The 26,378-nt window shown below is 36.6% G+C and carries 19 protein-coding genes; 14 read left to right on the top strand and 5 right to left on the bottom strand.

What is annotated here, in order from left to right; genetic code table 11:
* Nucleotides 1–6: 6 nt before the first annotated feature.
* From M2373_RS10050 to M2373_RS10010, 9 genes are all read left to right on the top strand, one after another.
* Nucleotides 7–2,019 (top strand): fumarate reductase/succinate dehydrogenase flavoprotein subunit, encoded by a 2,013-nt coding sequence (locus tag M2373_RS10050; RefSeq protein ID WP_259110252.1) that lies wholly within the window; start codon nucleotides 7–9, stop codon nucleotides 2,017–2,019.
* Nucleotides 2,020–2,043: 24 nt separating this feature from the next.
* Complete coding sequence (locus M2373_RS10045) at nucleotides 2,044–2,811, top strand: succinate dehydrogenase/fumarate reductase iron-sulfur subunit (protein ID WP_039365171.1); 768 nt, start codon at nucleotides 2,044–2,046, stop codon at nucleotides 2,809–2,811.
* 135 nt (nucleotides 2,812–2,946) lie between these two features.
* Nucleotides 2,947–4,497 carry a TlpA disulfide reductase family protein gene (locus tag M2373_RS10040; RefSeq protein ID WP_259110245.1) on the top strand — a complete coding sequence of 517 codons (1,551 nt, stop codon included), beginning with the start codon at nucleotides 2,947–2,949 and terminating at the stop codon, nucleotides 4,495–4,497.
* Nucleotides 4,498–4,606: 109 nt separating this feature from the next.
* Entirely contained in the window at nucleotides 4,607–6,019 is a 1,413-nt protein-coding gene (gene rlmD / locus M2373_RS10035) for a 23S rRNA (uracil(1939)-C(5))-methyltransferase RlmD (protein WP_259110243.1), read from the top strand.
* A 33-nt stretch (nucleotides 6,020–6,052) separates the two neighbouring features.
* Nucleotides 6,053–6,529 (top strand): DUF6452 family protein, encoded by a 477-nt coding sequence (locus M2373_RS10030; RefSeq protein ID WP_259110241.1) that lies wholly within the window; start codon nucleotides 6,053–6,055, stop codon nucleotides 6,527–6,529.
* Nucleotides 6,495–7,154: a DUF6048 family protein gene (locus tag M2373_RS10025; RefSeq protein WP_259110239.1), complete on the top strand. Its 660-nt coding sequence runs from the start codon at nucleotides 6,495–6,497 to the stop codon at nucleotides 7,152–7,154. The genes M2373_RS10030 and M2373_RS10025 overlap by 35 nt, the downstream gene beginning before the upstream one ends.
* 202 nt (nucleotides 7,155–7,356) lie before the next feature.
* Nucleotides 7,357–10,248 carry a reprolysin-like metallopeptidase gene (locus M2373_RS10020; RefSeq protein WP_259110236.1) on the top strand — a complete coding sequence of 964 codons (2,892 nt, stop codon included), beginning with the start codon at nucleotides 7,357–7,359 and terminating at the stop codon, nucleotides 10,246–10,248.
* 192 nt (nucleotides 10,249–10,440) lie between these two features.
* A complete protein-coding gene (locus tag M2373_RS10015; protein WP_259110234.1) occupies nucleotides 10,441–13,389 on the top strand; it encodes a reprolysin-like metallopeptidase in 2,949 nt (982 codons plus the stop codon).
* Between the two features lie 169 nt (nucleotides 13,390–13,558).
* Nucleotides 13,559–18,028 (top strand): GEVED domain-containing protein, encoded by a 4,470-nt coding sequence (locus M2373_RS10010; protein ID WP_259110231.1) that lies wholly within the window; start codon nucleotides 13,559–13,561, stop codon nucleotides 18,026–18,028.
* 114 nt (nucleotides 18,029–18,142) lie between these two features.
* On the opposite strand, the gene coaE is transcribed toward M2373_RS10010, so the two are convergent.
* Genes coaE through ruvB form a run of 5 tightly spaced genes read right to left on the bottom strand, consistent with a single transcriptional unit; the run spans nucleotide 18,143 to nucleotide 21,746 of the window.
* A complete protein-coding gene (coaE, locus tag M2373_RS10005) occupies nucleotides 18,143–18,778 on the bottom strand; it encodes a dephospho-CoA kinase (protein WP_259110228.1) in 636 nt (211 codons plus the stop codon).
* A gap of 9 nt (nucleotides 18,779–18,787) precedes the next feature.
* Nucleotides 18,788–19,654, bottom strand: a complete 867-nt coding sequence (locus M2373_RS10000; protein WP_259110225.1) for an MBL fold metallo-hydrolase — start codon at nucleotides 19,652–19,654, stop codon at nucleotides 18,788–18,790.
* 24 nt (nucleotides 19,655–19,678) lie between these two features.
* Nucleotides 19,679–20,290: an FMN-binding negative transcriptional regulator gene (locus tag M2373_RS09995; RefSeq protein ID WP_259110223.1), complete on the bottom strand. Its 612-nt coding sequence runs from the start codon at nucleotides 20,288–20,290 to the stop codon at nucleotides 19,679–19,681.
* A 28-nt stretch (nucleotides 20,291–20,318) separates the two neighbouring features.
* Nucleotides 20,319–20,696: a four helix bundle protein gene (locus M2373_RS09990; protein ID WP_259110221.1), complete on the bottom strand. Its 378-nt coding sequence runs from the start codon at nucleotides 20,694–20,696 to the stop codon at nucleotides 20,319–20,321.
* A gap of 27 nt (nucleotides 20,697–20,723) precedes the next feature.
* Nucleotides 20,724–21,746, bottom strand: a complete 1,023-nt coding sequence (gene ruvB, locus M2373_RS09985; RefSeq protein WP_259110220.1) for a Holliday junction branch migration DNA helicase RuvB — start codon at nucleotides 21,744–21,746, stop codon at nucleotides 20,724–20,726.
* A gap of 173 nt (nucleotides 21,747–21,919) precedes the next feature.
* Between ruvB and M2373_RS09980 the strand changes: the two genes are divergently transcribed.
* The 5 genes from M2373_RS09980 (at nucleotide 21,920) to M2373_RS09960 (ending at nucleotide 26,321) form a co-directional block, all read left to right on the top strand.
* Nucleotides 21,920–22,285: a four helix bundle protein gene (locus tag M2373_RS09980; RefSeq protein WP_259110219.1), complete on the top strand. Its 366-nt coding sequence runs from the start codon at nucleotides 21,920–21,922 to the stop codon at nucleotides 22,283–22,285.
* Between the two features lie 40 nt (nucleotides 22,286–22,325).
* Complete coding sequence (gene hutI / locus M2373_RS09975) at nucleotides 22,326–23,549, top strand: imidazolonepropionase (RefSeq protein WP_259110217.1); 1,224 nt, start codon at nucleotides 22,326–22,328, stop codon at nucleotides 23,547–23,549.
* Between the two features lie 8 nt (nucleotides 23,550–23,557).
* A complete protein-coding gene (locus M2373_RS09970) occupies nucleotides 23,558–23,953 on the top strand; it encodes a hypothetical protein (RefSeq protein ID WP_259110215.1) in 396 nt (131 codons plus the stop codon).
* A gap of 19 nt (nucleotides 23,954–23,972) precedes the next feature.
* Complete coding sequence (gene hutG, locus M2373_RS09965) at nucleotides 23,973–24,887, top strand: formimidoylglutamase (RefSeq protein ID WP_259110213.1); 915 nt, start codon at nucleotides 23,973–23,975, stop codon at nucleotides 24,885–24,887.
* Between the two features lie 138 nt (nucleotides 24,888–25,025).
* Nucleotides 25,026–26,321, top strand: coding sequence for an aldehyde dehydrogenase family protein (locus M2373_RS09960; RefSeq protein ID WP_259110212.1), 1,296 nt, complete (start codon nucleotides 25,026–25,028; stop codon nucleotides 26,319–26,321).
* Nucleotides 26,322–26,378 lie beyond the last annotated feature (57 nt).

Here is a 26,378-nt window from a genome sequence, read left to right as displayed (position 1 = left end):
ACCAGTATGAGTAAATTAGATTCAAAAATTCCGGCGGGTCCTTTAAAGGATAAGTGGGAAAATCATAAAGACCATATGAACCTTGTTGCACCAAACAACAGAGATAAGATTGATATTATTGTTGTTGGTACAGGTTTGGCAGGTGGTTCTGCTGCAGCTACTCTGGCTGAGCAGGGATACAATGTAAAAGCATTCTGCTATCAGGATTCTCCAAGAAGAGCGCACTCTATTGCAGCTCAAGGGGGGATCAATGCAGCTAAAAATTATCAGGGAGACGGTGACTCTACCTACAGATTGTTCTATGACACCATCAAAGGTGGTGACTACAGAGCGAGAGAGGCCAACGTTTACAGATTAGCTGAAGTTTCTGCAAATATTATCGACCAGTGTGTTTCTCAGGGAGTTCCTTTCGGTAGAGATTACGGCGGTCAGTTAGATAACCGTTCATTTGGTGGGGTTCAGGTAAAAAGAACTTTTTATGCTAAAGGGCAAACAGGTCAACAGTTATTATTAGGTGCCTATTCTTCAATGAGCCGTCAGATCGGTAAAGGAAGAATTAAAATGTACAACCGTCATGAAATGATGGAATTGGTAATTGTAGACGGAAAAGCAAGAGGTATTATCGCAAGAAACCTGGTAACAGGTGAAATCGAAAGACATTCTGCTCACGCTGTTGTAATTGCTTCTGGAGGTTACGGAAACGTATATTTCCTTTCTACAAATGCAATGGGATCAAACGTTTCTGCGGCTTGGAAAATCCACAAAAAAGGAGCGTATTTCGCAAACCCTTGTTATGTACAGATTCACCCGACTTGTATTCCGGTTCACGGAACTCAGCAGTCTAAACTGACTTTGATGTCTGAATCTCTTAGAAACTCAGGAAGAATCTGGGTTCCTAAGAAAAAAGAAGATTCTGTAGCGATCAGAGAAGGTAAATTAAGACCAGAAAATATCAAAGAAGAAGATAGAGATTATTATTTAGAGAGAAGATATCCTGCATTCGGAAACTTGGTGCCTAGAGACGTTGCTTCTAGAGCGGGTAAAGAAAGATGTGATGCTGGTTTCGGAATCGAAAATAATGATACTAAAGAAGGTGTTTACCTGGATTTCTCTACAGAGATCATCAAAAAAGGTAAAGAAGCCGCTATCGAAAAACATATTCACAATCCTACGGATCAGCAGATCTATGATTTAGGAAAGGCTTGGATTGAGGAGAAATACGGTAACTTATTCGTAATGTACGAGAAAATTACAGCTGATGATCCTTATAAAACGCCAATGAAGATTTATCCTGCAGTACACTATACAATGGGTGGTGTTTGGGTAGATTATAACTTGCAGTCTACTATTCCGGGATGTTTCGTAATCGGTGAAGCTAACTTCTCAGATCACGGAGCTAACAGATTGGGAGCTTCTGCTTTGATGCAAGGTTTGGCAGACGGATATTTCGTACTTCCTTACACGATTGCAGATTATCTTTCTGCAGACATCAGAACAGGTGCGATTCCTACAAACTCTGCAGATTTTGACAAAGCTGAAAAAGAAATTAAAGATAAAGTAGATTTCTTCTTAAATAATAAAGGAACTCATTCAGTAGATCATTTCCACAAAAAATTAGGACATATCATGTGGAATAAGGTGGGAATGGGAAGAACTCCTGAAGGTTTGAAAGAAGCTATTGCTGAAATTGCTCAGGTGAAAAAAGAGTTCTGGGCAGATGTGAAAGTTCCTGGTGATGCCGATGGAATGAACACTGAGCTTGAAAAAGCTTTCAGAGTGGCAGATTTCATTGAATTAGGACAGTTAATGGCGATTGATGCATTACACAGAAATGAATCTTGTGGTGGACACTTCAGAGAAGATCATGCTACTCCTGAAGGTGAAGCGGAAAGAGATGATGTTAACTTTAAATATGTGGGAGCTTGGGAATATCAGAGTGATGATATCACCACAGAAGTTCTGCATAAAGAAGACTTGATCTACGAAAACATTGAAGTTAAAGCAAGAAGTTACAAATAATCTCCAACCTATAAAAAAATCATTATGAGTGCAAAAAAAGGCCTTCATCTTACCCTAAAAATTTGGAGACAAAAAAATAGCAAAACTAAAGGTCAGTTTGAGACCTACAAAATATCAGATGTTTCTACAGATTCTTCTTTCTTAGAAATGTTAGATATTTTGAACGAAAATATCATTAACGAAGGAAAAGAACCTATCGCTTTCGACCACGACTGTCGTGAAGGAATCTGCGGTATGTGTTCTCTTTATATCAATGGTAGAGCACACGGTCCTGATACGGGTATCACGACTTGTCAGCTTCACATGAGAATGTTCAAAGACGGTGAAACGATCGTTATTGAACCTTGGAGAAGTGCTGCTTTCCCGGTTATTAAAGATTTAATGGTAGACAGAAGCGCATTCGACAGAGTAATGGCTGCAGGTGGTTTCATCTCAGTTAATACTTCAGGTAATACGCTGGATGCCAATGCAATTCCGGTTCCTAAAGAAGATGCCGACAAAGCGATGGATGCTGCGGCTTGTATCGGATGTGGAGCTTGTGTGGCTACTTGTAAAAACGGATCTGCAATGTTATTCGTAGGAGCTAAAGTTTCTCAGTATGCTCTTTTACCTCAGGGTAGAGTAGAAGCGAAGAGAAGAGTTCTGAACATGGTGAAAGCTATGGACGAAGAAGGATTCGGTAACTGTTCAAACACTGGGGCTTGTGAGGTGGAATGTCCGAAAGGAATCTCTCTTGAGAACATCGCCAGAATGAATAGAGAATACATGGCAGCCCTTGCTGACAGAGGATAATCTATATTGAGATACCATAAAAAATCGTCTCCTCACCGGATGGCGATTTTTTTTAGTTAAATCTTTCATAAAAGTGCTATTTAATTGCATTTAGTATATCTAAAAACTTATTTTTGCGTAATTATAAAATTCAAAATGAAAAAATATCTTTTATTGTTTATCATCGCGATTTTTGCGATGTCTTGCTCTAAAAAAGTTGAAGTAAAAGGAAAAATCACTGGCGGATCTCCATTAGAGAGAATCGAATTTATTGAAGCTTCAGGTGTGGCCACTTTACCGTTGGCAAATATCGGAATGAAAAATGACGGAACATTTACAGGAAGCTTTGAAGCTCCTAAAAATGGAATGTATGTGATTTCTTATGGTGGAAAACAAAATTTAGTGTATTTAAAAGGTGGTCAGACTCTTGAGATTTCTGGAAACGGTTTGACTTTCCCAAGTGAATATGTTATTACGGGTGATGCTAAGAAGAACAATGATTTCTTCACAGCTACTCAAAAATACCTTACAAATTATGCTCAGACAGTAAATATGAAAGAGCTGATGACAAAAGATGAGAAAACTTTTGTTCAGGGAGTAGAGAAAGTACAAAAGGATGTTGAAAAAAACATTGAAGAAAATGTTAAAAAGTTCAGCCCTGACAGTGAAGTGGTAGCTTGGAAGAAAAATGATATTGCAAGTACTATTCTTTCAATCATGAGTCAGTATGAGATGATGAAAGGTCAAATGTCTGGTAATCCTTCTTTCAAAGTATCTAAAGTTTTCACAGATTATGAAAATAAACTTCAGGAGAATAAAGATCAGATGGTAAAAGAAAACCCGGCGTACAGAAGTTACCTTTTATCAAAAATGAGTCCTGATTTCCAAAAATATGCTGAAGCAAAAAGCAAAGGAAAAACAGATATTACCACTTCAGAATTATTTAATGAATTTTTGAAAGGTAAAAAAGATCTTTCTCAGACTACTAAAGACTATCTTTTAGCTTTTGTAATGGCTCAGTCTGATATTCACCCTGGAACTCCGGCGAAAACTACAGATAAACTTAAAAAAATCATTTCTGAGGATATCAAAGATGCTACGATTAAAAGTGACTTAGAAAAAATTCAAATCGCTGTTAACGGTCCTAAAGTTGGAGAATTAGCTCAGGATGCATCATTGGTTAAACAAGACGGAAAAGCATACAAGCTTTCAGAAAATAAAGGAAAACCATACATGTTAGTATTTTATGCATCTTGGAATCCTTATATCGGTGAAGCTACTGTACCTGTTTTGAAAGAAGTGGTTAACTTCTATAAGTCTAAAATGAATTTTATTTTTGTAGACTTAGATGATACAAAAGAACAATTCACAAAAACAAGCAATTCTTTACTGAAAGGAATTCCTGGAACAAATGTATATGCAGATGGAGGATTAGGATCTGATATTGCTAAAAAATACGGTGTTTACGGATTTAAACTTCCTTGTTTTGTTATCGTAGACAAAGACGGAAAAATAGCAGCAAGATCATTTGTAAATCTTGGTGATCCTGAATTGGTAACGGTATTGGATAAGCAGACAGGGCTTTCAGCTCCGAAAGTAGATCCTACTGCTCAGTTACAGCAGCAGGGAATGGATCCTTCAGCGGTTCAGGTAGCTCCGGCACCAGCTCCTCAGCAGGGAAATCCTCAACCGGCTCAGACAAAATAATTTAAATTGATTATATATAGAAACCTTATCTTCGGATAAGGTTTTTTTTTATTGTATTTTTGCAAACTGAAATCGTAAGATTCCGATTAGAAAAATAGAAAATTTTAGAATGAGTAGGAAGAAAAAGAGAGATTTAATTCTTGAAAATATAAAGCTTTTAAGCGCCGGAGCAAAAGGTGTAGCCGTTGGAAGAACGGAAGAAGGTAAAACTGTGATCGTTTCCGGAGCTATTCCCGGGGATATTGTGAATGTAAAAGTTAAAAAAGCAAAGTCTAAATATTATGAAGGCGAAGCTGTTGAAGTTCTTGAAAAATCCCCTTACAGAGTAGAACCAAAATGTATTCACTTTGGCGTTTGCGGCGGTTGCAAATGGCAGAATATGAGCTATGAAAAACAATTGGATTTCAAGCAGGAAGAGGTTTACAATAATATTAAAAGAATTGGGGGAATTGATGATTTTGAAACCGTTCCGATTTTAGGGTCTGAAGAGCAGTATTTTTACAGAAATAAAATGGAATTTTCTTTTTCAAACGCTCGTTGGCTTACTAAATATGAGATTAGTTCTGAAGAAAATTTCGGAAGTAAAGATGCTTTAGGATTTCATATTCCGGGAATGTGGAGTAAGATTTTGGATCTTAAAGAATGTTTTCTTCAGGAAGATCCATCGAATGCAATCCGTTTGGCTGTAAAAAAATACGGAGTAGATCATGGTCTTGATTTCTTTGATGTTAAAAATCAGGAAGGATTCTTGAGAACCCTAATGATGAGACAGAATTCTAAGGGAGAATGGATGGTTCTTTTCCAGCTTTACAGAGAAGAAAAAGAAAACAGAGAAAACCTTTTTGAATTCCTGTTAGGACAATTTCCTCAGATTAAAACTTTGGTCTATGCCATTAATCCAAAGCCGAATGATTCTATCTACGATTTGGATGTGAATATCTATTTTGGAGAAGGGTTTTTAATGGAAGAAATGGATGGGCTGAAATTTAAAATAGGTCCAAAATCATTCTTTCAGACCAATTACAAGCAAGCATTGGAGTTGTACAGAAAAACCCTTGAATTTGCTGATCTGAAAGGCGATGAAGTAGTTTATGATTTGTATACCGGAACAGGAACTATCGCTCAGTATGTGGCTCGAAATGCAAAACAGGTAATCGGAATCGAATCTGTGCAGGAAGCTATCGATGCTGCTATTGAACATGCTGAATTAAATGGTCTTACCAATACGACATTCTACTGTGGAGACATGAAAAATGTCTTTAATGATGAATTTTTGGAAAATCATCCTAAAGCAGATGTTTTAATTACCGATCCGCCAAGAGATGGGATGCACCAAAAAGTAGTTGAACAGATATTAAAACTCGCTCCGGAAAAAGTAGTGTATGTAAGCTGTAATTCTGCAACACAGGCGAGAGATCTTGCTTTGATGAAAGATCATTATACGCTGGTGAAAATTTTACCGGTAGATATGTTCCCGCAAACACACCACGTGGAAAATATTGCGTTGTTGATTAAAAAATAATTTATTTAAATTTGAAACTTATCAAATCTTAATATGAAGTATTTTAAATTTCTTTTACTAGTCTGTACCTTAGGAATGTTGATTTCTTGCGGAGGAGATGATGATATTTGCGAAAGTGGAGAAGGTACTCCGAGAATGAAAATATCTTTCAAAAATGCAGAATCGGGAAAGGCTCTTACTGTTGATTCTCTGTATGTATCGGTAGATTATGGATCCGGGAAGGTTGCATTGGGTAAAACGGCTAATAATGAGTCCAGATTAATACCATTGCGTGTTGACGATTCGCCTTTTACAGATATTTATTTTAAAACAAGGCTCAATGGCCCTGAAGCTAAAGTAAGAGTCAATTATTCCACCAAAAATACCTATGTATCTCCAGGATGTGGAATTAAGAAATCATATGAGAATTTAAGTTCAGAATTAGTAACACCTAGCCCGGTTCAGAAGCTGGAATTAGGATTAAATCAAATAGAGAATGAAGACAAGACTAATCTTTACCTTCTTTTTTAGCATTATAAGCCTGCTGGGGTTTGCTCAGGATAAAAAAGAAGTGAAAAAAGAACAATGGAAGTATGAACCGAATTTTATGGTAGGTTTTGATGTTCTTAATTTTGGTGCTTCTTTCTTTTCCGACAGAAAACTGTATCAGGGATTTATCTCTTCAAGAGTAAAAGGTGATTTGCATGCTGTTATTGAGGCCGGTTTTGATAAAAACATTTATCAGAAAAACGGCTACGATGCCAAAGCGAATGGCCCTTTTTTGAAATTGGGTGCATTTTATATGCTGGCAAAAGATGCAGAAAATGCTTTTAACGGTTTTTATGCAGGAGGAAAATTGGGCGGATCTTTTTACACACAGGAGTATATGTCCGTGCCGGTTCGGGGATACGGAGGAAGCAGCTCTTCTATAGCATTTCCTTCTTCTACACAGTCTTCCTATTGGCTCGAAGGCACTCTTGGAGGAAGGGTTCAGCTTTTTGAGTCCAATTTTTATATTGATGTCAATCTTCAGCCTAGATATATGGTTTTCACAACCAAACAAGATGATATTCAGCCAATGATCATTCCGGGTTTCGGAAGAAGTTCTTCCAAGTTCAATATGGGATTTGCATGGAATATCGGGTATAAATTTTAGAAATACAGCTTTTTTCACAATCAGTTGATATGTTCGATTAAATCTTAAGAATTTTCTTAAGATTTTTTTTGTTAATAATGATTAATTTTAGTTAAAAATGATTTATTCGATATCAATTAATGCTTTATATTAAATTATTTCGTTTTTTTTAGCTTTTAATTTTTCATATAGATATTTTTGAGTACAAAAAAATGATGCCTATATGAAAAAAACTATTATTTCTTTATTTTGCAGTTTGATCGGTGTTTCAGCATTTTCGCAATGGACACCTACTGCATTTAACGGAAGATCAGAGCAATCTTCCAACATACGCAGCTATTACAGGCTTGATCTTAATAAAATCAGAACACAGCTTAAAGATGCTCAGGAAACAGGTAAAAGCGCTAAACCCGTGGAGATTTCATTGCCTACATTAGATGGGAAAATTGAAAAATTTGCGGTATACAGTTTTCCTGTTGTAGTTAAAGAATTAGCTGATCAATACCAATTGGGCTCTTATGTAGGAGTAGGTATTGATGATCCTTCAAAATTCTTAAGGTTCTCAGTAGCTCCCAATGATTTTCAGTCGATGATTATTAAAGATGGGAATTATGAATTTATAGAACCCCAGAATACTGATAAAACGGTATATGGAGTACATCCGAAATCGAATAAAAGTAAAGGAGGCTTTGTATGTACTACCGATGAAAATAAGTTATCTAAGCAGGAAATTGCAAATCTTTACACAGCTGGAAGCTCATTTAAAAATCAACCTACCAATTTTGCAAAATCTTCTGATAAGAAATACAGAACCATGAGACTGGCAATTTCTGTAACGGGAGAATACACGGCTTTTAATGGTGGAACCGTGGCGGGAGCTCTAGCAGCAATTAATGCCACAATGACAAGGGTTAACGGTGTGTTTGAAAAAGATTTTGCATTGCACTTAAATGTTCAGAATTTTCCGGGGATTATATATACCAATGCGGCTTCGGATCCTTATACGACTAATTTAAATTCAGAATTGCAACAAACACTTACAGCAAATGTGGGTGAGCCAAACTATGATATCGGACATTTATTTAATGCGGCCGGAAATAACGGAAATGCTGGTTGTATCGGATGTGTCTGTACCAGTCCTACAGCGGCTGATCCAGAAGGAAAAGGATCTGCTTTTACTCAAAGTACAAGTCCGGTAGGTGATAACTTCGATATCGATTTTGTAGCCCATGAGATGGGACATCAGCTTGGAGCTAATCATACTTTTTCAATGAGTCTGGAAGGAACAGGGGTTAATATGGAGCCGGGATCTGGTTCTACTATCATGGGATATGCCGGAATTACCGGTGCAAATAATGATGTACAAGCTCATTCAGATGCATACTTCCATGTTGCCAGTATCGTACAGGTTCAGCAGAATTTAGCATCCACAACCTGTGATGTTGAAACTGCGATTACCAATAATCCTCCTTTGATAGCAGCATTACCTAGTTATAATATTCCTAAAGGAACTGCTTTTGTATTAACTGCTTCTGCGACAGACGCTGAAAATGATCCATTGAGCTATTCATGGGAAGAAATAGATGACGCATTAACTACTGTTAATAAAAATAATTTAGGAACTACTGCAAGTGGAGCTTCTTTTCGATCTGCAGTGCCAAATTCTAGCCCTGTAAGATACTTTCCTAATTTTACATCTGTATTAAACGGGGTATTGAATAATAGTGGAAATACCTGGGAATCTGTTTCAATGGTTCCAAGAACTACAGGATTTGCAGTAACAGTAAGAGATAATAATCCAGCTGCCAACCAACAGCAGACTGAATTTGAAACACAGGAAATTATTGTGGGTAACGATGGTCCTTTCAAAATCAATACTACACAGGTATATCACAATATTTCATCTCCTGTAACGTGGGATGTAGCCAATACAAACGCAGCACCATATAATGCGGCAAATGTTAAGATAGATTACACTACAAATAACGGAACTACATGGACTGTTTTATCAGCATCAACACCAAACGACGGAACAGAAAACTTTAATTTTCCGATTGCTTTAAATGGACAGAATATTAAATTAAGAATATCTTCAATCGGAAATGTATTCTATGCCGTAAAACAAATATTAGTGACCACAGCTTCTAGTTGCGATGGAAGTGCTCCTACAAATGTAACGGTTGGAAATATCACAGCTTCATCTGCAGAGGTGAGTTGGAATATTGTAGTAGGTGCTACTTATCAAATCAGATATAAAAAATCAACAGATGCTTCTTGGATGCAGACAACTTCTACGACTAACAGTGCTACTTTAAGCGGTCTGGAAGATGAAACTCTGTACGATGTACAGGTAGCGGCAGTTTGTTCAGGAACACCTGGGGCCTATAGTACAAACAGTCAGTTCAAAACATTATCATCTGTTACTTATTGTTCATTAACATCTTCAAACTCAGATGATGAATTTATATCAAATGTAACATTGGCTAATGTTAATAGTACTTCTGGAGCGGGAACTTATACAGATTATGGTACAGATCCAGCTAAAACGATAAACCTTATCAGTGGTTCTTCTAATAATTCAGTTTCTGTAACCAAAACATGGACTGGTACAATATATTCAGAAGCAGTGAAAGTTTGGATAGACTTTAATAGAAACGGAACGTTTGAAGCAAGTGAAATGGTAATGAATTCTCCTGCAAATACTACTCCTACAGTAAGCTCTTCATTTACAGTTCCTGCAACAGCTGTATTGAACAAATCATTAAAGATGAGAGTTGCTTTACGTTATAATACATCACCGGATGCATGTACTTCGTATACATATGGTGAAGTTGAAGATTATAAAGTAATTGTTTCAAGTTCATTAGGTACGGCGGATTTAAATAATCCTAAGACACAGATTCAGTTGTATCCAAATCCAACTTCCGATATTTTAAATATCAGCAAAGTTTCCGCTAAGGCTAATTTTGAAATTCATAATGCAGTAGGGCAGTTGGTGAAAAAAGGAATGATTAATAATAATCAGGTAATGGTATTTGATTTAATAAGAGGTACTTATGTTATAACAATTAAAGATAATACGATTTCTGAAAGTATTAAATTTATAAAGAAATAAGAAAAATGAAGTGAATTTTTCATTAAAATTAAATGAAGCCCTGAGATTATTCAGGGCTTTATTTGTGTGTGAAATTGTCCATTTGATGGTGTATTGAGTATATTATTTAAAAAAAAGTAAAATAATCAGTTTTTTTTTTGGTTTTTATGATAATCTGTGGTTATTTTTGAGAAGTTAAAAAATAGTCCTTTTATGAAAAAACTCATTACTACTTTATTTTGTAGTTTGATAGGTGCTTCTGCCATGGCGCAGTGGTCACCTACACAGGCTCCTAAGAGAGGTACAGAATTCTCTTTGGTGCGTGGCTATTACAAGTTAGATCTTAATAAGATCAGAGAGCAGCTTAAGAATGCTCAGGAAACAGGACCTAATGCAAAGCCTGTTGAAATTTCATTACCAACTCTAAATGGTAAGATTGAAAAATTTGCTGTATACAGTGCTCCGGTTGTTGTAAAATCATTAGCTGATCAATATCAGTTAGGATCTTATGTTGGGGTGGGAGTTGATGATCCTACGAAATATTTAAGATTTTCAGTTTCTCCAATAGATTTCCAATCAATGATCATCAAAGATGGAAACTATGAATTTATTGAACCTCAGAATGCTGATAAAACAGTATATGGTGTACACCCTAAAACAAAGCAAACTGGAACAAAAAGTTTTGTTTGTAGTACAGATGAAGGTGTAGCTGCAACGAAGCAGATTGATCAGTTATATGATCAGGGTAAATCATTTACCAACCAGCCTACAGATTTCTCAAAAATGTCTGACAAGAAGTACAGAACAATGAGACTTGTAATGTCTGTAACGGGTGAATATACTGCTTACCATGGAGGAACTGTTGCGGGAGCTCTTTCTGCAATCAATGCTACCATGACAAGAGTAAACGGTGTATTTGAAAAAGACTTTGCTTTAAAATTAATTTTACAAAGTTTCCCGAATGTAATTTATACCGATGCAAGTACTGATCCTTATTCAGCTGCGTCTACAGGTGCAGCGGGTGCTTGGAATCTTGAATTGCAACAGGCTCTTACTGCCAATGTAGGTAACGATAATTACGATATCGGTCACTTATTCGGAGCTTCCGGTGGTGGTGGTAACGCAGGATGTATTGGTTGTGTTTGTATAAACCCCACTACTGCTGTTCCAAAAGGAAAAGGTTCAGGATACACTTCTCCAGCTGACGGAATTCCTCAAGGAGATAACTTTGATATCGATTATGTAGCTCACGAATTGGGTCACCAGTTAGGAGCAAACCATACTTTCTCTCACGCTATCGAAGGAACTGGTGTGAATGTTGAGCCAGGTTCTGGATCTACAATTATGGGATATGCAGGTATTACTGGTGCTACTACTGATGTACAGGCACACTCTGATGCTTATTTCCACAAAGCAAGTATTAGTCAGGTTCAGACTAACCTTATCAATAAGACTTGTGATGTAGAAACTACAATGAACAATAATGCTCCGGTAATTGCTGCTTTACCTACTTATAACATTCCTAAAGGAACGGCATTCGTATTAACGGCATCAGCAACTGATACTGAAAATGACCCTCTAACTTACACTTGGGAACAAGTTGACAGTGGAACGACTGCTGCACAGACTATTAATAAGACTAACTTAGGTACAACAACCTATGGTGCTTCTTTCAGATCGTTTACTCCGACTACAAACCCTACAAGATATTTCCCTAAATTATCTTCAGTATTGGCAGGAGTTTTAGATAACTCAAACAATGGTTGGGAATCTGTTTCTATGGTAGCAAGAACATCTAAGTTTGCTGTAACTGTTAGAGATAATAACCCTGACCCGGCTCAACAGCAAAGTCAGTTTGCTGAGCAGACAATTGTTGTAGGTAATGATGGTCCATTTAAAGTAAATACTCAGTTTGCATCTTCAAACAGTGCTACAACGGTAGAGTGGGATGTTGCAAATACAGCAGCAGCTCCTTATAGTGTAGCTAATGTTAAAATAGATTATACAACTGATAACGGGACAACATGGACTGTTTTAACAGCTTCTACAGCTAATGACGGATCAGAAAGTCTTACTTTCCCTTCTTCATTGAATGGTCAGACAATTAAGTTAAGAATTTCTTCTATCGGAAATGTATTCTATGCGGTTAAATCTGTATTGGTAACTACATTCTCAGCTTGTGATGGTACAGCTCCAACAGGTGTTGCAACAAGTAATATTACAACTAGTGGTGCTACTGTAACTTGGGCGCCGGTTTCAGGTGCTACTTATGTAGTTCGTTACAAAAAAGTAACTGAAACAACTTGGCAACAGGTGAATGTTACAACAAATAGTGCAACATTGTCAAACCTTACTGACGGAACGGCTTATGAAGTTCAGGTAGCTACAATATGTTCAGGTACAACTGGTACATTCTCAGCTTCAAGTAACTTTACTACTGCCGGACTTACTTATTGTGCAGTTGCTTCTGGTAATGCTACAGATGACTATATCGCAAATGTTACATTAGCAAATGTTAATAATAACTCTAGTGCAAGTACATATACAAGTTATGCTGCTAATTCTGCATTGCAGGTAAATCTTGTAGCAGGTACTCAATATACTTTAACAGTAACCAAAGGATGGTTAGGCGGAACTGCTTATCCTGGAGCAACTTCAGCATGGATCGATTTCAACAGAAACGGAACATTTGAAGATTCTGAAAGAATTATGACGGTAACGACTTCAGCTACGAATCCGGTTACTGCAATGTTTACTGTTCCTGCTAATGCTGTTACAGGATTAGGGCTTAGATTACGTGTTGGTTCATTATATACTACTACTGCTGGACAATATATTGGAGCTGCTTGTGGTACATATAATACATACGGTGAATTCGAAGATTACAATGTTGTTATAACAGGTTCTCTAGGAACAAGTGATCTTGCTAACCCTAAAGATGGTATCCAAATCTATCCAAACCCTGCAACTGATGTATTAAATGTTACTAAAGTTACAGATAAAGCTTCTTACAAAATTTACAGCGCTGCTGGTCAATTAATTGGAAGTGGAAATATCAACGATGGTAAAATCAATGTTTCTTCATTAATCAAAGGAGCATATATTATCACAGTTGACGAAAAAGGAAAAGATTTATTCAGATCTAAATTTATCAAAAAGTAATAAAATACTTTAAATAATAATGAATCCTCAGGCTTTGTCTGGGGATTTTTTTTATTTCAAATCATAAGATTGTTTTTGTTAAATTTTCTCAAAAAAAATGAGTTTATTTATTAAATTAGTAATAAAAAATGATTAGATTTGTGTAATTAATATAATATTTGAGAACATTATGAAGAAAATCTCTACTTCTTTATTATTTCTTTTGTGTTTGTTAAGTGTGGGGCTGCTCAGCAAGCTTTACGGACAAACACCAGCAACATTACCCTATAGTCAGAATTTTACGACAGGTAATGATTTGACGCTTTTGAACACAGGTCAGACCAATCAATGGTTCTATGGATCTGTAACAGGAAATCCCGGCGGCTCCCTTTACATCTCGAATGATAATGGAGTCTCTAATAGCTATGGTATCAACAACGAAAGTGTGGTACAGGCCTATAGAGATATTACGATTCCTGCGGGTACAACTTTAGCAAGCTTTTCATTCGATTGGAAAGGTTACGGGGAAAGTACTTATGATTATTTAAGAGTTTGGTTAGTTCCTGCTACTTTTACCCCAACTCCCGGAGTTCAGATTGCTCCTGCAGCGGGTAGAACACAGGTTGGGCAATTTAACCAGCAGAACTCATGGCAGACTTACAGTTCGCCAACAATGAATATCAGTACATTTGCAGGGGGACCAATGCGTCTTGTCTTCGAATGGAGAAATGATGATATCGTAGGAACCAACCCTCCGATTGCTATTGATAATATTTCATTATTTATTCCGACCTGTTTTGTACCTACGGCTCCTGTAGTCCCTACAGTAACGTATAATGGTGCAACATTAGGATGGACTGCACCTGCAACAGCACCTGCAAATGGATATGAGTATTATGTTTCAACAACCAATACGACACCAAGTCCTACTATGACAGGAACGCCAATTGCGGCAACTACAGCCACTGTTGGAGGTCTGCCTGGAGGGACAACTCATTACTGGTGGGTAAGATCTGTATGTTCAGGTACAGATAAAAGTACCTGGGTACCTGGCCCTGCATTTACACCGGGACAAATTGGAACAGGTACAACGACGACAGGTAACCTTCCTGTCTATTCTTGCTTTGGATATAGTTATTCTCAACAGATTTATACTGCTGCCGAAGTGGGAGCTGCTGTTGGTCCAAATAATTATATTACAAAAATTAAATTTTATGTAGATTCTCCGGCATCTACTCAGGCTAATTACAATCAGTGGGTAGTTTACATGGGTAATACTACTCAGGCTAATTACGCAACAACAACGAGTTGGGTACCATCAACAACTTTAACACAAGTTTATTCAGGAACTATGCCGACTATGACAGCCGGTACTTGGGTAGAAATTCCTTTAACGACACCATTCATATGGAACGGAACGGATAATATTGTAATTGCTGTTGATGAAAATGCTCCGGATTATTCTTGTACTGCATACTGGGGAAGCTATAATGCAGGGACAAACAGAGGTATACTATATTACAGTGACAGTGTAAACCCTGACCCGGCTGCACCTCCTACTGCAAGCAGCAGATATGCAGCTATTCCTAAAGTACAATTCGTAGCAGAGCAGTTACAGCCTTGTACAACAGCACCACCAGCAAACATTGCGGTAAGCAATATTACAGCGACTACGGCATTTGTATCCTGGACGCCGGCTTTGGGTGCTACTTATGTTGTAAGATACAGAGTCGCTCCAAGTGGAGCGTGGAATACCATTAATATTACAACACCTCTTGTTAATAATACAACATTAACCAGCTTATTAGAGCAGACAACATATGAAGTTCAGGTAGCAACAATTTGTGGAGGTACACAAGGAGCATTCTCCCCAAGTGTAAACTTTACAACACCTGCTATTTCTTATTGTTCAGCGGCATCTACAAGTACTACTGTTGATGGGTATATCAGTAATGTTACAGTAGTTCCTACAAACTCTATTGTAATGTCTAGTAATTCAAACTTCAGTAACTATACAGATTATAGTACGGATGCGACAAGATTATTGACTTTGGTAAGAGGATCTACAGGAAATCAGATTTCTGTAACTAAAACCTGGCCGGGAACTCAGTATTCATTTGGGACAGGTGTTTGGATTGACTTTAACAGAAACGGAACTTTCGAAGCCAGCGAGCAGGTATTAACTTCACCAAGTAATACGACATCTCCTGTAACGGCAACGTTTACTGTTCCGGCTGGTGCATACTCAGGAACTTTTACAACACGTATGCGTGTCGTTTTAAGAGAATCTGCAGCAGCTACAGCTTGTGGTACATTCACATGGGGTGAAGTAGAAGACTATGCTGTGAAACTAATAGATCTTCAGCCTTGTTCAAGTGCGCCGCCTACAAACATTACAATTTCTAACCTTGCAGCTACTACGGCTACGGTATCTTGGATTCCGACTACAGGTGCTACGTATGTTGTAAGATACAGACTTTCTCCAAGTGGAGCTTGGACTACAGTGAATGTTACTGCGCCGCCAATCAACCTTTATAATATTACAGGTCTTACAGAACAGACTGCATATGATGTTCAGGTAGCAACAGTTTGTGGTGGAACACAAGGGTCTTTCTCTTCTACGACTACATTTACAACTCCGGCATTATCATATTGTAATATGACAGGTACTGGAACAACTGATTATATTTCTAATGTAACAGTTACTTCTGCCAACCCTGGAGTACTTCCAATGAATAATACTTCAGTTCAGACCAATTATATCAGTTATACGACACCGGCTACTTTGATCAATTTAGACATTGGTTCTACAGGAAATACAATTTCAGTAGCGAAAGGTTGGTCTGGTGCTACTTATAATGAAGCAGTAAGTGCTTGGATAGATTATAATAGAAACGGAATTTTTGAAGCGACTGAACAAATATTAAACTCTCCTGCAAATACAACAACTCCAGTTACCAATACTTTCAGTGTACCGGCTACAGGAGTGTATACAGGTACTTTGACAACAACAATGAGAGTGGTACTAAAACGTACTAGCGCACCTGTGTTGTGTCAGAATGCTATTAACGGTGAGGTTGAAGATTATGCTGTAAGGCTAAGACCTTGTAGTAGCGCTACGCCGAACTTACCGACATTTACTGTTACTCACAACTCTGCAGTGATCAACTGGACCGGAGCAACGAATAACTTAAGCTATCTGGTAAGATACAGAGTACAGGGACCTCCTGCTGGACCATGGACAGAGGTTTATGCTTCAACACAATTGGGTAATATTCCTCTTACGGCTTCAGGATTAATTCCTGCTACTACGTACGAAGTTCAGATTGCAGCTGTTTGTGGTGGAACTGCAGGTACATTTACAGCAGTGAGAACATTCACAACAAAATGTGATCCGACTCCTCCGACTGTAACCATCACGAATGTGACAACAAACTCTGCTGTAGTATCTTGGGGACCAATTGCAGCAAGCTCAAACTATATTTTAAGATATAGAATTGTAGGATCTACTTTACCTTGGACAGTAATTGATCCTGTAGCGGCACCTGGAAATACACATACTTTGACAAGTTTAACACCTTATACAACGTATGAAGTTCAGGTAGCTAACAGATGTATCGGAGATACAGTTATTAATCCATACTCAAATCCAAAAGTATTTACAACGGAAAGAACTTGTGATTTACCTCCTCCGGGATTAACAATTACAAACCTTACGCCTACATCTGCTGTCGTGGTTTGGGATCCGTTCCCGGGAGCTTCTTATTTGTTGAGATACAGAAAAGTTGGAATTCCGAGCTGGACAACAGTAGCTGTAAATACAAATACTTTGACACTTACAGGTTTAACAGAATTAACGAAGTATGAAATGATGGTTGCAAACGTTTGTAGTGGAAATACTACAGGTACGTTTACTCAACCTTACTTCTTTACAACACCTACAGTGATCTATTGTCAGATGTCTTCAGCGAGTGCAACAAGTGCATCAATTGCAAAAGTTACTGTAAAACCTACAGGTAAACCAGTAATGGATAATGCTTCCGGAGCTTCTACTTATACAGACTACACAGGAAATCCTGCTAAGTTTATAGAAATGATCCAGGGATCTACAGGGAATGAAATTACGATTGAGAAAAAATTAGCGTCTGGTACAAATGCAGGAATTGCAGTTTGGATTGACTTTAACAGAAATGGCTATTTCGATATCAATGAAAGAGTATATACTTCTCCTGCAAACTCTACGACGCCTCTTACAGGAACATTCAATGTTCCGGCAGATGCATTCATCAGTATGACAGATTATAAATATGTTGTAATGAGAGTGGCGTTACAGAAAGACGGTATCCCTGTAAACTGTACAAACTTCCCGGATGGCGAAGTTGAAGACTACACAGTAAGAATTTCTAAAAATCCTGTACCTAATGCGATCAGCCAGACGGATATTGTAATTTATCCTAACCCGGTTAGCTCAGTATTGTATGTGAAAAATATTAGCCCAAGAGCAAATTATAAGATCTACAACTCTGCAGGACAATTAGTATCTAACGGAATTATTTTGAATAATAAGATTGACGTTCATGCATTAATCAATGGAGTTTATGTTATAGACATCCAGGATGGAGAGGAAATCACTGTTCAGAAGAAATTCATTAAAGAATAATAATTCTTAATTAACTTTAATAGAATAAGCTCTCAGAAATGAGAGCTTATTTTTTTTTCAAAGACTTAAAGACCTAAAAAAACTCGCTAGAAAATAAATTCTAACGAGTTTTTTTTATTCGATATCAAAGATTATTTTTTCCGTTTGGTCTTTTAAATCTTCTACATTAGTGTTGTTATAAATGATACAGTCTGCAAGTTTTATTTTGTCTTTTTCCGGCATCTGTTTCTCCATGACGGCTTCTACTTCGCGGTAGGTTTTTCCGTCCCTGTCCATTACTCTTTTAGTTCTGATATTGTCTTCAGCAGTTACCAGAAGAGATTTATAGCATTGTTTATGAAGTCTCAGTTCAAATAACAGCGCTGTTTCTTTAAATACTAAATACTTGGTCTGCTTCTTCAGCCAGTTTTCAAAATCAATTCGAACAGCCGGATGAATGATTTCATTTAAATGCTGAAGTAAATCTTTATTGTTAAAAACTTTTTCAGCAACAAATTTTCTATTATAAAGACCATTTTCATCATAAGCTTCTTCACCTAAAAGTTCTTTGATTTTTGCCTTTAAATTGTCGTCATCATTCACTATATCTTTCGCTCTGTCATCCGAATAATATACCGGAAATCCGAATTCTTCAATGAATTTTGCTACTGTTGTTTTTCCGGAACCGATTCCCCCCGTTAATCCAATGATTTTGGGAGTTGATAACGGATCAGGGTCTGCTTTTTGCGTCTCCGAATGTAATTCTTCCATACTTAAAAATTAATATCCAAAAACATCATTAAAACTAAATGTCTCATCTAGTCTCACTCCTTTTTCAGTCATTTTAAGACTGGCCAGTTCATGATGAGCATCGTGTTCAAAGAATAATAAATATTCATTATCTATACACTGTTTCAGGAATTTTCCTTTTTCTTCCAGTGTCAAAAGTGGTCTCGTATCATATCCCATTACATAAACCTGATTGATATGGCCTGCTGTAGGGATCAAATCTGCAGCGAAAACAACTGTTTTATCCTGATATTGAAGAACTGGCAACATTTGTTTTTCGGTATGTCCGTCAACAAAAATAACATCCATTTTCAAATCTGGAGCAAAACCATAATTTCCGGTAGTTGGAAGGGGTAAAAAATTCAATTGCCCGCTTTCCTGAATCGGAATAATATTTTCTTTTAAGAAACTTGCTTTTTCTCTTGCATTAGGCTCTGTCGCCCACTGCCAGTGGTTTTCATTAGTCCAGAACTGTGCGTTTTTGAAAGCAGGTCTGTAACCTGTTCTGTCGTCATTCCATTCAATGGCTCCGCCACAATGGTCAAAATGAAGGTGTGTTAAGAATACATCCGTGATATCTTCTTTTACAAACCCGTATTTTTTTAAGTTTTTATCTAAATTATCATCACCCCAAAGAGAATAGTGACCGAAGAATTTGTCATCTTGCTTATTTCCAAGACCACAGTCAATTAAGATAAGTTTTTTTCCATCTTCCACAAGAAGGGAACGTGTTCCCAGTTCGATCAGGTTTTTTTCGTCTGCCGGATTTGTTTTTTCCCACAGACTCTTTGGGACGACTCCAAACATGGCGCCGCCATCCAGTTTAAATTTTCCACATTGTATTGGATATAGTTTCATATAATATTAAGTTTTATAATGTATTTATTTTTTTAATAGTTTCATTTTCTCAGCAATTTTTTTTCCATTGTCATCCCCGTTTTCAAGATTGGAAATAATATTCCGGAAATCATTTTCCTTTCTGTTTTGAGATAGTTTTTGCTTGATGAAAATCTCAGTCGGAATGATTTTCAATCCAAAAGCACCTTTCATTTCTTTTTCCACAAAATCTCTTCCCATATCTTTTACCATAATGGGACATTGCTGAAATTTTTCGTATTTAGTTGTTAGTTTTTCTAAATGATGATACAATTCTTCCGAACTCATCAATTCAACTTTTCCATAAATCTGTACTGCTTCATAATTCCAGGTTGAAACATTGATATGGTCATACCAACTGCTTGAAATATACGTATGTGCTCCCAGAAAATCACAAAGAACTTCATCTCCGCTTTTCAAGGTTTTCGCTTGCGGATTTGCTTTTGAAATATGACTTTCAATACATATATTTTCTTTGTCGTCTTCATTCAGCATCATCATAGCATGAGTAGCCCTTATCTTATCTACAGAAGAAATTAATAATGCAAAAGAATTCTCTTTGATAATTTCTTTCATCAAATTGTAATCTTCGCTTTTATATAATTTTGGTATAAACATTTTATAATTAAAAAGTGAAAATGAATAATTAATAATTTTGTTTGGAAGTTTTCAAAATTGTAGTTAATAGTTTTATAATTTCCTCAATATTTATTTTTAAAGAATTAAATTCTGTGTCATTGATGAATTCTGTTTTATGTAAAAGTTTAATCCAATAAAAAGATTCATAAGCTTCCTTATATGATATTTGAAGTTTATAAATGAATTCTTTTTTACTAAAAGAAGCTATGCCTTCTTCTATATTTGCTCCGATTGAAGTTCCACTTCTAAGCAATTGTTTTGATAAAGTTTTTTCATTTCTTTCATTGTAAAGAACTTTATACAAGTTGATTATTCTAATTGAAAAATCAAAAGATTTATTTCGAACAGCATTATCTTTTTCTTGAAAATTCTCTGTATTTTCCAATATTAATTATTCATTTTTAATTATTTATTAAAAAAGTTCTCCCGGATTTCTAGGTATGGTAATATTTAAATGCTTGTATGCTTTATCAGTTACTTCCCTCCCTCTTGGTGTTCTGATGATAAAGCCTTCCTGAATAAGAAATGGCTCGTAAACTTCTTCCAATGTTTCAGGATTTTCGGCAATGGATGTTGCTAAAGCTGAAATCCCTACAGGTTTTCCTTTAAAGTTCTCAATCATAACACGCATGATCTTATTATCCATTTCATCCAATCCGAATTCATCTACATTTAATGAGTTTAGAGCATATTTTGTAATGTTGATCTCAATTTCACCGTTTCCTTTAATCTCAGCAAAATCACGGACTCTTCTTAACAGAGCATTTGCTATTCTTGGAGTTCCGCGGCTTCTTCGGGCAATTTCAATGGCTGCGTCTTCATAAATTTTTACACCTAAAACCCGTGCACTTCTGATAATAATCATCGACAAAAGTTCAATGGTATAATATTCTAATCTGCTTTGAATTCCGAACCTTGCCAGCATTGGCTTTGTCAGCATTCCACTTCTCGTAGTGGCACCTACCAGGGTAAAGGGATTTAATCCGATCTGAACACTTCGAGCATTCGGGCCTGTTTCAAGCATAATGTCGATTTTATAATCTTCCATCGCAGAATAAAGATATTCTTCCACAACAGGCGACAAACGGTGAATTTCATCAATGAAAAGCACGTCATTTTCTTCCAGATTAGTCAATAAACCAGCCAGACTTCCGGGTTTATCCAATACCGGTCCCGAAGTAATCTTACAGTTTACCCCAAGTTCATTGGCTATAATATTGGCTAATGTTGTTTTGCCTAAACCTGGAGGCCCGTGCAATAACACATGGTCAAGAGCTCCGCCACGTTTCTTTGCAGCAGTAACGAAAACTTCAAGATTTTCCAAAGTTTTTCTCTGTCCTGCAAAATCCTTAAAACTCTGGGGACGAATCTGTTCTTCCTGCATGAGCTCTTCGCGGGAGTAATTGTCTTTATCTGGATGTAAAAAATCTGGCATTAATTCTATTTCATTTACCGTAAAGATAGGAAATTTAGGTTAAGATTGAGGTTGAGGTTGAGATTAATTTCAGGCTGAGGTTGAGGTTTAGACTGAAATTGTAAGCGAGGCAGTTTATCATTTACAAGATTGATAAATTTTAAGTATTTTTGAGAGGGAAATAGTAATAACAAATGATAAAAGATTTTACCGAAATGCCGGTTTGGCAAAAAGCAATGGATATTGCTGAGAAATGTTTCAATATATCTGAAAACTTACCCAAAAAAGAAGATTATGCACTTGCTTCGCAATTAAGAAGATCTGCAGAAAGTATTTCGGCTAATATAGCTGAAGGTTTTGGAAGAAGAACACCAAAAGATAAAAGTAGATTTTACGATATTTCCAGAGGATCTGCATTTGAGACGAAAAGCCATTTGATATACGGAAACAGGGTAAAATATTTTTCAGAGAATGAGTGTTTAGAAATAAAAAATATGATTGGTGAAGTTGTACACGATTTAAATAAAATAACAAACCGACTAAATAATATTCGGTCTTAATCCTTAGCCTCAACCTTAATCTCAATCTTAAACATAATAAATGAAATTAATTGGTCCTTTCAAGCAAGTGGTAACACTTGCCAATCTTCCTTTAAGAGGAAAACTTTCTGACGAACAACTGGAAATTATCGCGGACGGCGGAATTTTAATTAACAATGATAAAATTCAAAAAGTCGGAAATTTTGAAATATTAAAATCTGAAAATCAAAATATAGAAATTGAAACCGTTGAAGGTGAACAGATTGCCCTTCCTGCTTTCGTAGATTCTCATACTCATATCTGTTTTGGTGGAAATCGTGCCAATGATTTTGCCATGCGTAATGCTGGAAAAACATATCTTGAAATTGCTGAGAGCGGAGGAGGAATCTGGAGCTCTGTGCAGCATACAAGAGGTGCTTCGGAAGAAGAATTGCTAAAAACCCTTTTGGAAAGAATAGATTTTTTAATTTCTCTGGGAATCACTACTATTGAAGTGAAAAGTGGATATGGTTTAGACGTGGAAAACGAACTGAAAATGCTTAGAATGATTAAAAAGGCTCAGGAACAGACGAAGGCAACTTTAGTTCCGACATGCCTTTCTGCCCATTTGAAACCGAGAGATTTTGAAGGCAGTAATGAAGAGTATCTACACTATATTTTATCAGAAATTTTACCTAAAGTAAAAGAAGAGGGACTTGCCAACCGTGTGGATATCTTTATTGAAAAATCAGCATTCCAGCCTGAAGAGAGCAGAAATTTTCTGTTTAAAGCTAAAGAACTGGGTTTTGAAATAACGGTTCATGCCGATCAGTTCACTCCGGGAAGCTCAAGAGTCGCTGTTGAGACGGGAGCACAGTCTGCAGATCATCTGGAAGCAACAATAGATGAAGATATTGAGTTTTTAGCACAGTCAAATACAGTTGCTACCGCCCTTCCGGGAGCTAGCTTAGGATTGGGTGAAAAGTTTACACCGGCAAGAAAATTATTGGACGCGGGTGCTATTTTGGCCATTGCAAGTGATTGGAACCCTGGTTCTGCACCGATGGGAAATTTAATTACACAGGCATCTATTTTGGCAACATTTGAAAAATTAACAACAGCAGAAGTATTGGCCGGAATCACTTTCCGTTCTGCATTTGCGCTAGGGCTCGAAGATAGAGGGAGATTAGTAGAAAGTTTTAAGGCTGATTTTGTGACTTTTAAGACAAATAATTTCCAGAATGTACTTTATAACCAGGGGAGTCTGAAAGCAGAGAGTATCTATATTGATGGGAAAGAAAATTAAGTTTATATATGAAAAACTTAATCGAAATTAAAGAAAAGTATTTGTCTTTAGGGTTGCCCGAAAAACATTTTGATTACGCATTCAATGCTGTAAAATCGGGTACTAAAAAAGATATTATCATAAAGAATTTAACCTCTGATGTCAGAAAAGTAGATTATACTTTAGCGAGTAATATGCTGGATGACATGTTTTCAGCGAATGGTGGAGAGTTCAAGTATGAAAATAGAGGCGGTTATTTATATTCTATACTTTATTTAATTGTTATTATAGTTCTGGGCTTAATACTTACTTTTTCTAATGATAACAATAGTTTAAGAATAAAATTAAGTGCAGCAATAATAGTATTTTTGGTATTGTTTTTCAGAACATTATTACCCACTCTAAGAGGAAGGTTTAGAGAATAATTTTAATAATTTACAACAAATGATTTGGCAGGGAAGATTAGACGGTGAAGAACTTCTTTACCACAGAATATTTCAAAGAGTAAAAGAAGAAAATAATTACGATTCTATTTCAACGAATGATTTCGTTTTACACGGATTTGCTGTTGATGAAGGGGTACGCAGAAATAAAGGACGATTGGGGGCGAAAGATGCTCCCGATGTCATCAGGAAAAATATGGCTAATTTTCCGGTTATTCTTCCTGACTTTTCTTTATTGGATTTTGGAAATATTACCTGTGACGATGGAAATTTGGAAAATACCCAAAATAATCTTGCCAAAAATGTTTCCAAAGTTTTATTAAAAGGAGGGAAATCCCTAGTGCTCAGTGGAGGTCATGAAGTGACTTATGCCCATTATTTAGGAGTAAAAACTGCCTTTCCTGAACAGAAAATAGGAATTATCAATATTGATGCTCATTTTGATAACAGGCAGCCGGAAAATGGAGTAGGAGCAAGCTCGGGAACGGGATTCTGGCAAATTGCCCAGGAAGGACAAATAAATTCTTTACATATTGGTATTCAGAGAAATTCAAATACTTTGAAATTGTTTGATACGGCTCATCAGTATGGAATGAAATATATTTTAGCTGATGAACTTTTCTTCGAAAATCTGCCGTCTATTTATCAGCGTATTGATGATCTTTTGGAGGAAGTGGATTTTGCATATTTGACCATTTGTATGGACGTTTTTAACGCTTCCATTGCCCCGGGAGTTTCGGCAGCTGCTTATAACGGAATTTTTGCAGATGCTACTTTTATGCATTTTTACAGACATATTTTACAGAACGAAAAACTTATTGCCTTAGATGTGGCAGAAGTAAATCCTTCATTTGATATACAGGATAGGACGGCGAGATTGGCTGCATGTCTTGTGAATGAATGGTTTATGGTATAAACAGAAAAACATATTTTTCCGATAGAGAAAATCATTATATTATTTAACTTAAAGGAACAAATTTTGTTGCTTTGATCATGCTTTTACTAAAAAAGCATTTATAAATTCATTTTTTGAATTTAAACTGAAAATTACGTTATGGAACAATTAATTGAAAATAAGCTTATTCAAGCTGATTTGGCCTTCGCGGGGTGGAGAAAAGTGTCGTTTGAAGAAAGACAGGGATTAATCAGAAAAGCCGCTGAAATTTTAAAAACTCAATCTGAAAAATTTGGAAAAATCATTACTACAGAAATGAATAAACCCATTTCAGAATCTATAGCTGAGGTTGAAAAATGTGCTTTAATGATGAATTATTATGCAGATGCAGAAAACATTTTAAAACCTGAAAAAGTCGATTCGGAGTTTACTTATTCTGAAGTTCATTATGTTCCGAAAGGAGTTATTTTAGGTGTAATGCCGTGGAATTTTCCTTTCTGGCAGGTACTAAGATTTGCTGTTCCTGCAATTTTGGCCGGAAATACAGTTGTTTTAAAGCATGCTTCTATTTGTTTCGGAAGTGGAAATGCAATTGTAGAGGTTCTTTTGGAAGCTGGTTTTCCGGAAGGAATTTTCCAGAATCTTGAAGTGGGACATAAAGATGTAAAAGAAATTCTTGAGCATGATATCGTAAAAGGAGTAAGCCTGACAGGTAGTGGAAAAGCTGGAGGAGAAGTGGCTTCAATCGCAGGTTTAAATATCAAAAAGTCTTTACTTGAACTGGGAGGAAGTGATGCTTTCATTATTTTCGAAGATGCAGATCTGGATGCAGCGGCAAAATCAGGAGTAAAGTCAAGACTTCAGAATTGTGGACAGACCTGTACTGCAGCAAAAAGATTTATTATAGATGAAAAAATTGAAGACGAATTTTTACCGAAATTCATTGAAGAATATAAAAAATATCAGATTGGCGATCCTTTAAATAAGGAAACTAAATTAGCGGGAATGGCCAGACCTGATCTAGCTGATGAACTGGAAGCTCAATTCAACAGGGCATTAGAAAACGGCGCGGAAATCATCATTCCTTTGGAAAGAGTTTCAGATACTGAATTTAATCCTGGTTTGATCAGAGTGGAAAAAGGTAATCCCATTTTACAGGAGGAGTTATTTGGGCCTCTTGGAATGGTAATGGTTGCCAAGGATGATGAAGATGCCTTACAAATAGCTAATGATATTCCTTTTGGTCTTTCAAATTCAGTTTGGACTGCAGATAAAACCCGTCAATTATTTTTCATTGAAAATCTGGAATCAGGAACGGTAAATATCAACAGAATGACAAGCTCTGACCCTCGTTTCCCATTTGGAGGTTCAAAGGCATCAGGTTATGGAACTGAACTTTCTTTATTGGCTTTAAAAGAATTTGTGACGGCAAGAACGATCGTAGGAAATTATTAATTTTTAGGAGGGGAGATGGAAGATGGAAGTTTACAAAAGCATTGCTTAATAAACCTC

The organism is Chryseobacterium sp. JUb7 (assembly GCF_024806495.1).
Classification (GTDB): Bacteria; Bacteroidota; Bacteroidia; order Flavobacteriales; family Weeksellaceae; genus Chryseobacterium.
The sequence above is the reverse complement of the archived record's forward strand: the minus strand, read 5'-3'. Positions and strand labels throughout refer to the sequence as shown.

What these genes read in the sequence shown, in the direction of transcription:
- M2373_RS10050 (WP_259110252.1), top strand. Translation starts at nt 7, where the DNA reads ATGAGTAAATTAGATTCAAAAATTCCGGCGGGTCCTTTAAAGGATAAG.
- M2373_RS10045 (WP_039365171.1), top strand. Translation starts at nt 2,044, where the DNA reads ATGAGTGCAAAAAAAGGCCTTCATCTTACCCTAAAAATTTGGAGACAA.
- M2373_RS10040 (WP_259110245.1), top strand. Translation starts at nt 2,947, where the DNA reads ATGAAAAAATATCTTTTATTGTTTATCATCGCGATTTTTGCGATGTCT.
- rlmD (WP_259110243.1), top strand. Translation starts at nt 4,607, where the DNA reads ATGAGTAGGAAGAAAAAGAGAGATTTAATTCTTGAAAATATAAAGCTT.
- M2373_RS10030 (WP_259110241.1), top strand. Translation starts at nt 6,053, where the DNA reads ATGAAGTATTTTAAATTTCTTTTACTAGTCTGTACCTTAGGAATGTTG.
- M2373_RS10025 (WP_259110239.1), top strand. Translation starts at nt 6,495, where the DNA reads ATGAAGACAAGACTAATCTTTACCTTCTTTTTTAGCATTATAAGCCTG.
- M2373_RS10020 (WP_259110236.1), top strand. Translation starts at nt 7,357, where the DNA reads ATGAAAAAAACTATTATTTCTTTATTTTGCAGTTTGATCGGTGTTTCA.
- M2373_RS10015 (WP_259110234.1), top strand. Translation starts at nt 10,441, where the DNA reads ATGAAAAAACTCATTACTACTTTATTTTGTAGTTTGATAGGTGCTTCT.
- M2373_RS10010 (WP_259110231.1), top strand. Translation starts at nt 13,559, where the DNA reads ATGAAGAAAATCTCTACTTCTTTATTATTTCTTTTGTGTTTGTTAAGT.
- coaE (WP_259110228.1), bottom strand. Translation starts at nt 18,778, where the DNA reads ATGGAAGAATTACATTCGGAGACGCAAAAAGCAGACCCTGATCCGTTA.
- M2373_RS10000 (WP_259110225.1), bottom strand. Translation starts at nt 19,654, where the DNA reads ATGAAACTATATCCAATACAATGTGGAAAATTTAAACTGGATGGCGGC.
- M2373_RS09995 (WP_259110223.1), bottom strand. Translation starts at nt 20,290, where the DNA reads ATGTTTATACCAAAATTATATAAAAGCGAAGATTACAATTTGATGAAA.
- ruvB (WP_259110220.1), bottom strand. Translation starts at nt 21,746, where the DNA reads ATGCCAGATTTTTTACATCCAGATAAAGACAATTACTCCCGCGAAGAG.
- M2373_RS09980 (WP_259110219.1), top strand. Translation starts at nt 21,920, where the DNA reads ATGATAAAAGATTTTACCGAAATGCCGGTTTGGCAAAAAGCAATGGAT.
- hutI (WP_259110217.1), top strand. Translation starts at nt 22,326, where the DNA reads ATGAAATTAATTGGTCCTTTCAAGCAAGTGGTAACACTTGCCAATCTT.
- M2373_RS09970 (WP_259110215.1), top strand. Translation starts at nt 23,558, where the DNA reads ATGAAAAACTTAATCGAAATTAAAGAAAAGTATTTGTCTTTAGGGTTG.
- hutG (WP_259110213.1), top strand. Translation starts at nt 23,973, where the DNA reads ATGATTTGGCAGGGAAGATTAGACGGTGAAGAACTTCTTTACCACAGA.
- M2373_RS09960 (WP_259110212.1), top strand. Translation starts at nt 25,026, where the DNA reads ATGGAACAATTAATTGAAAATAAGCTTATTCAAGCTGATTTGGCCTTC.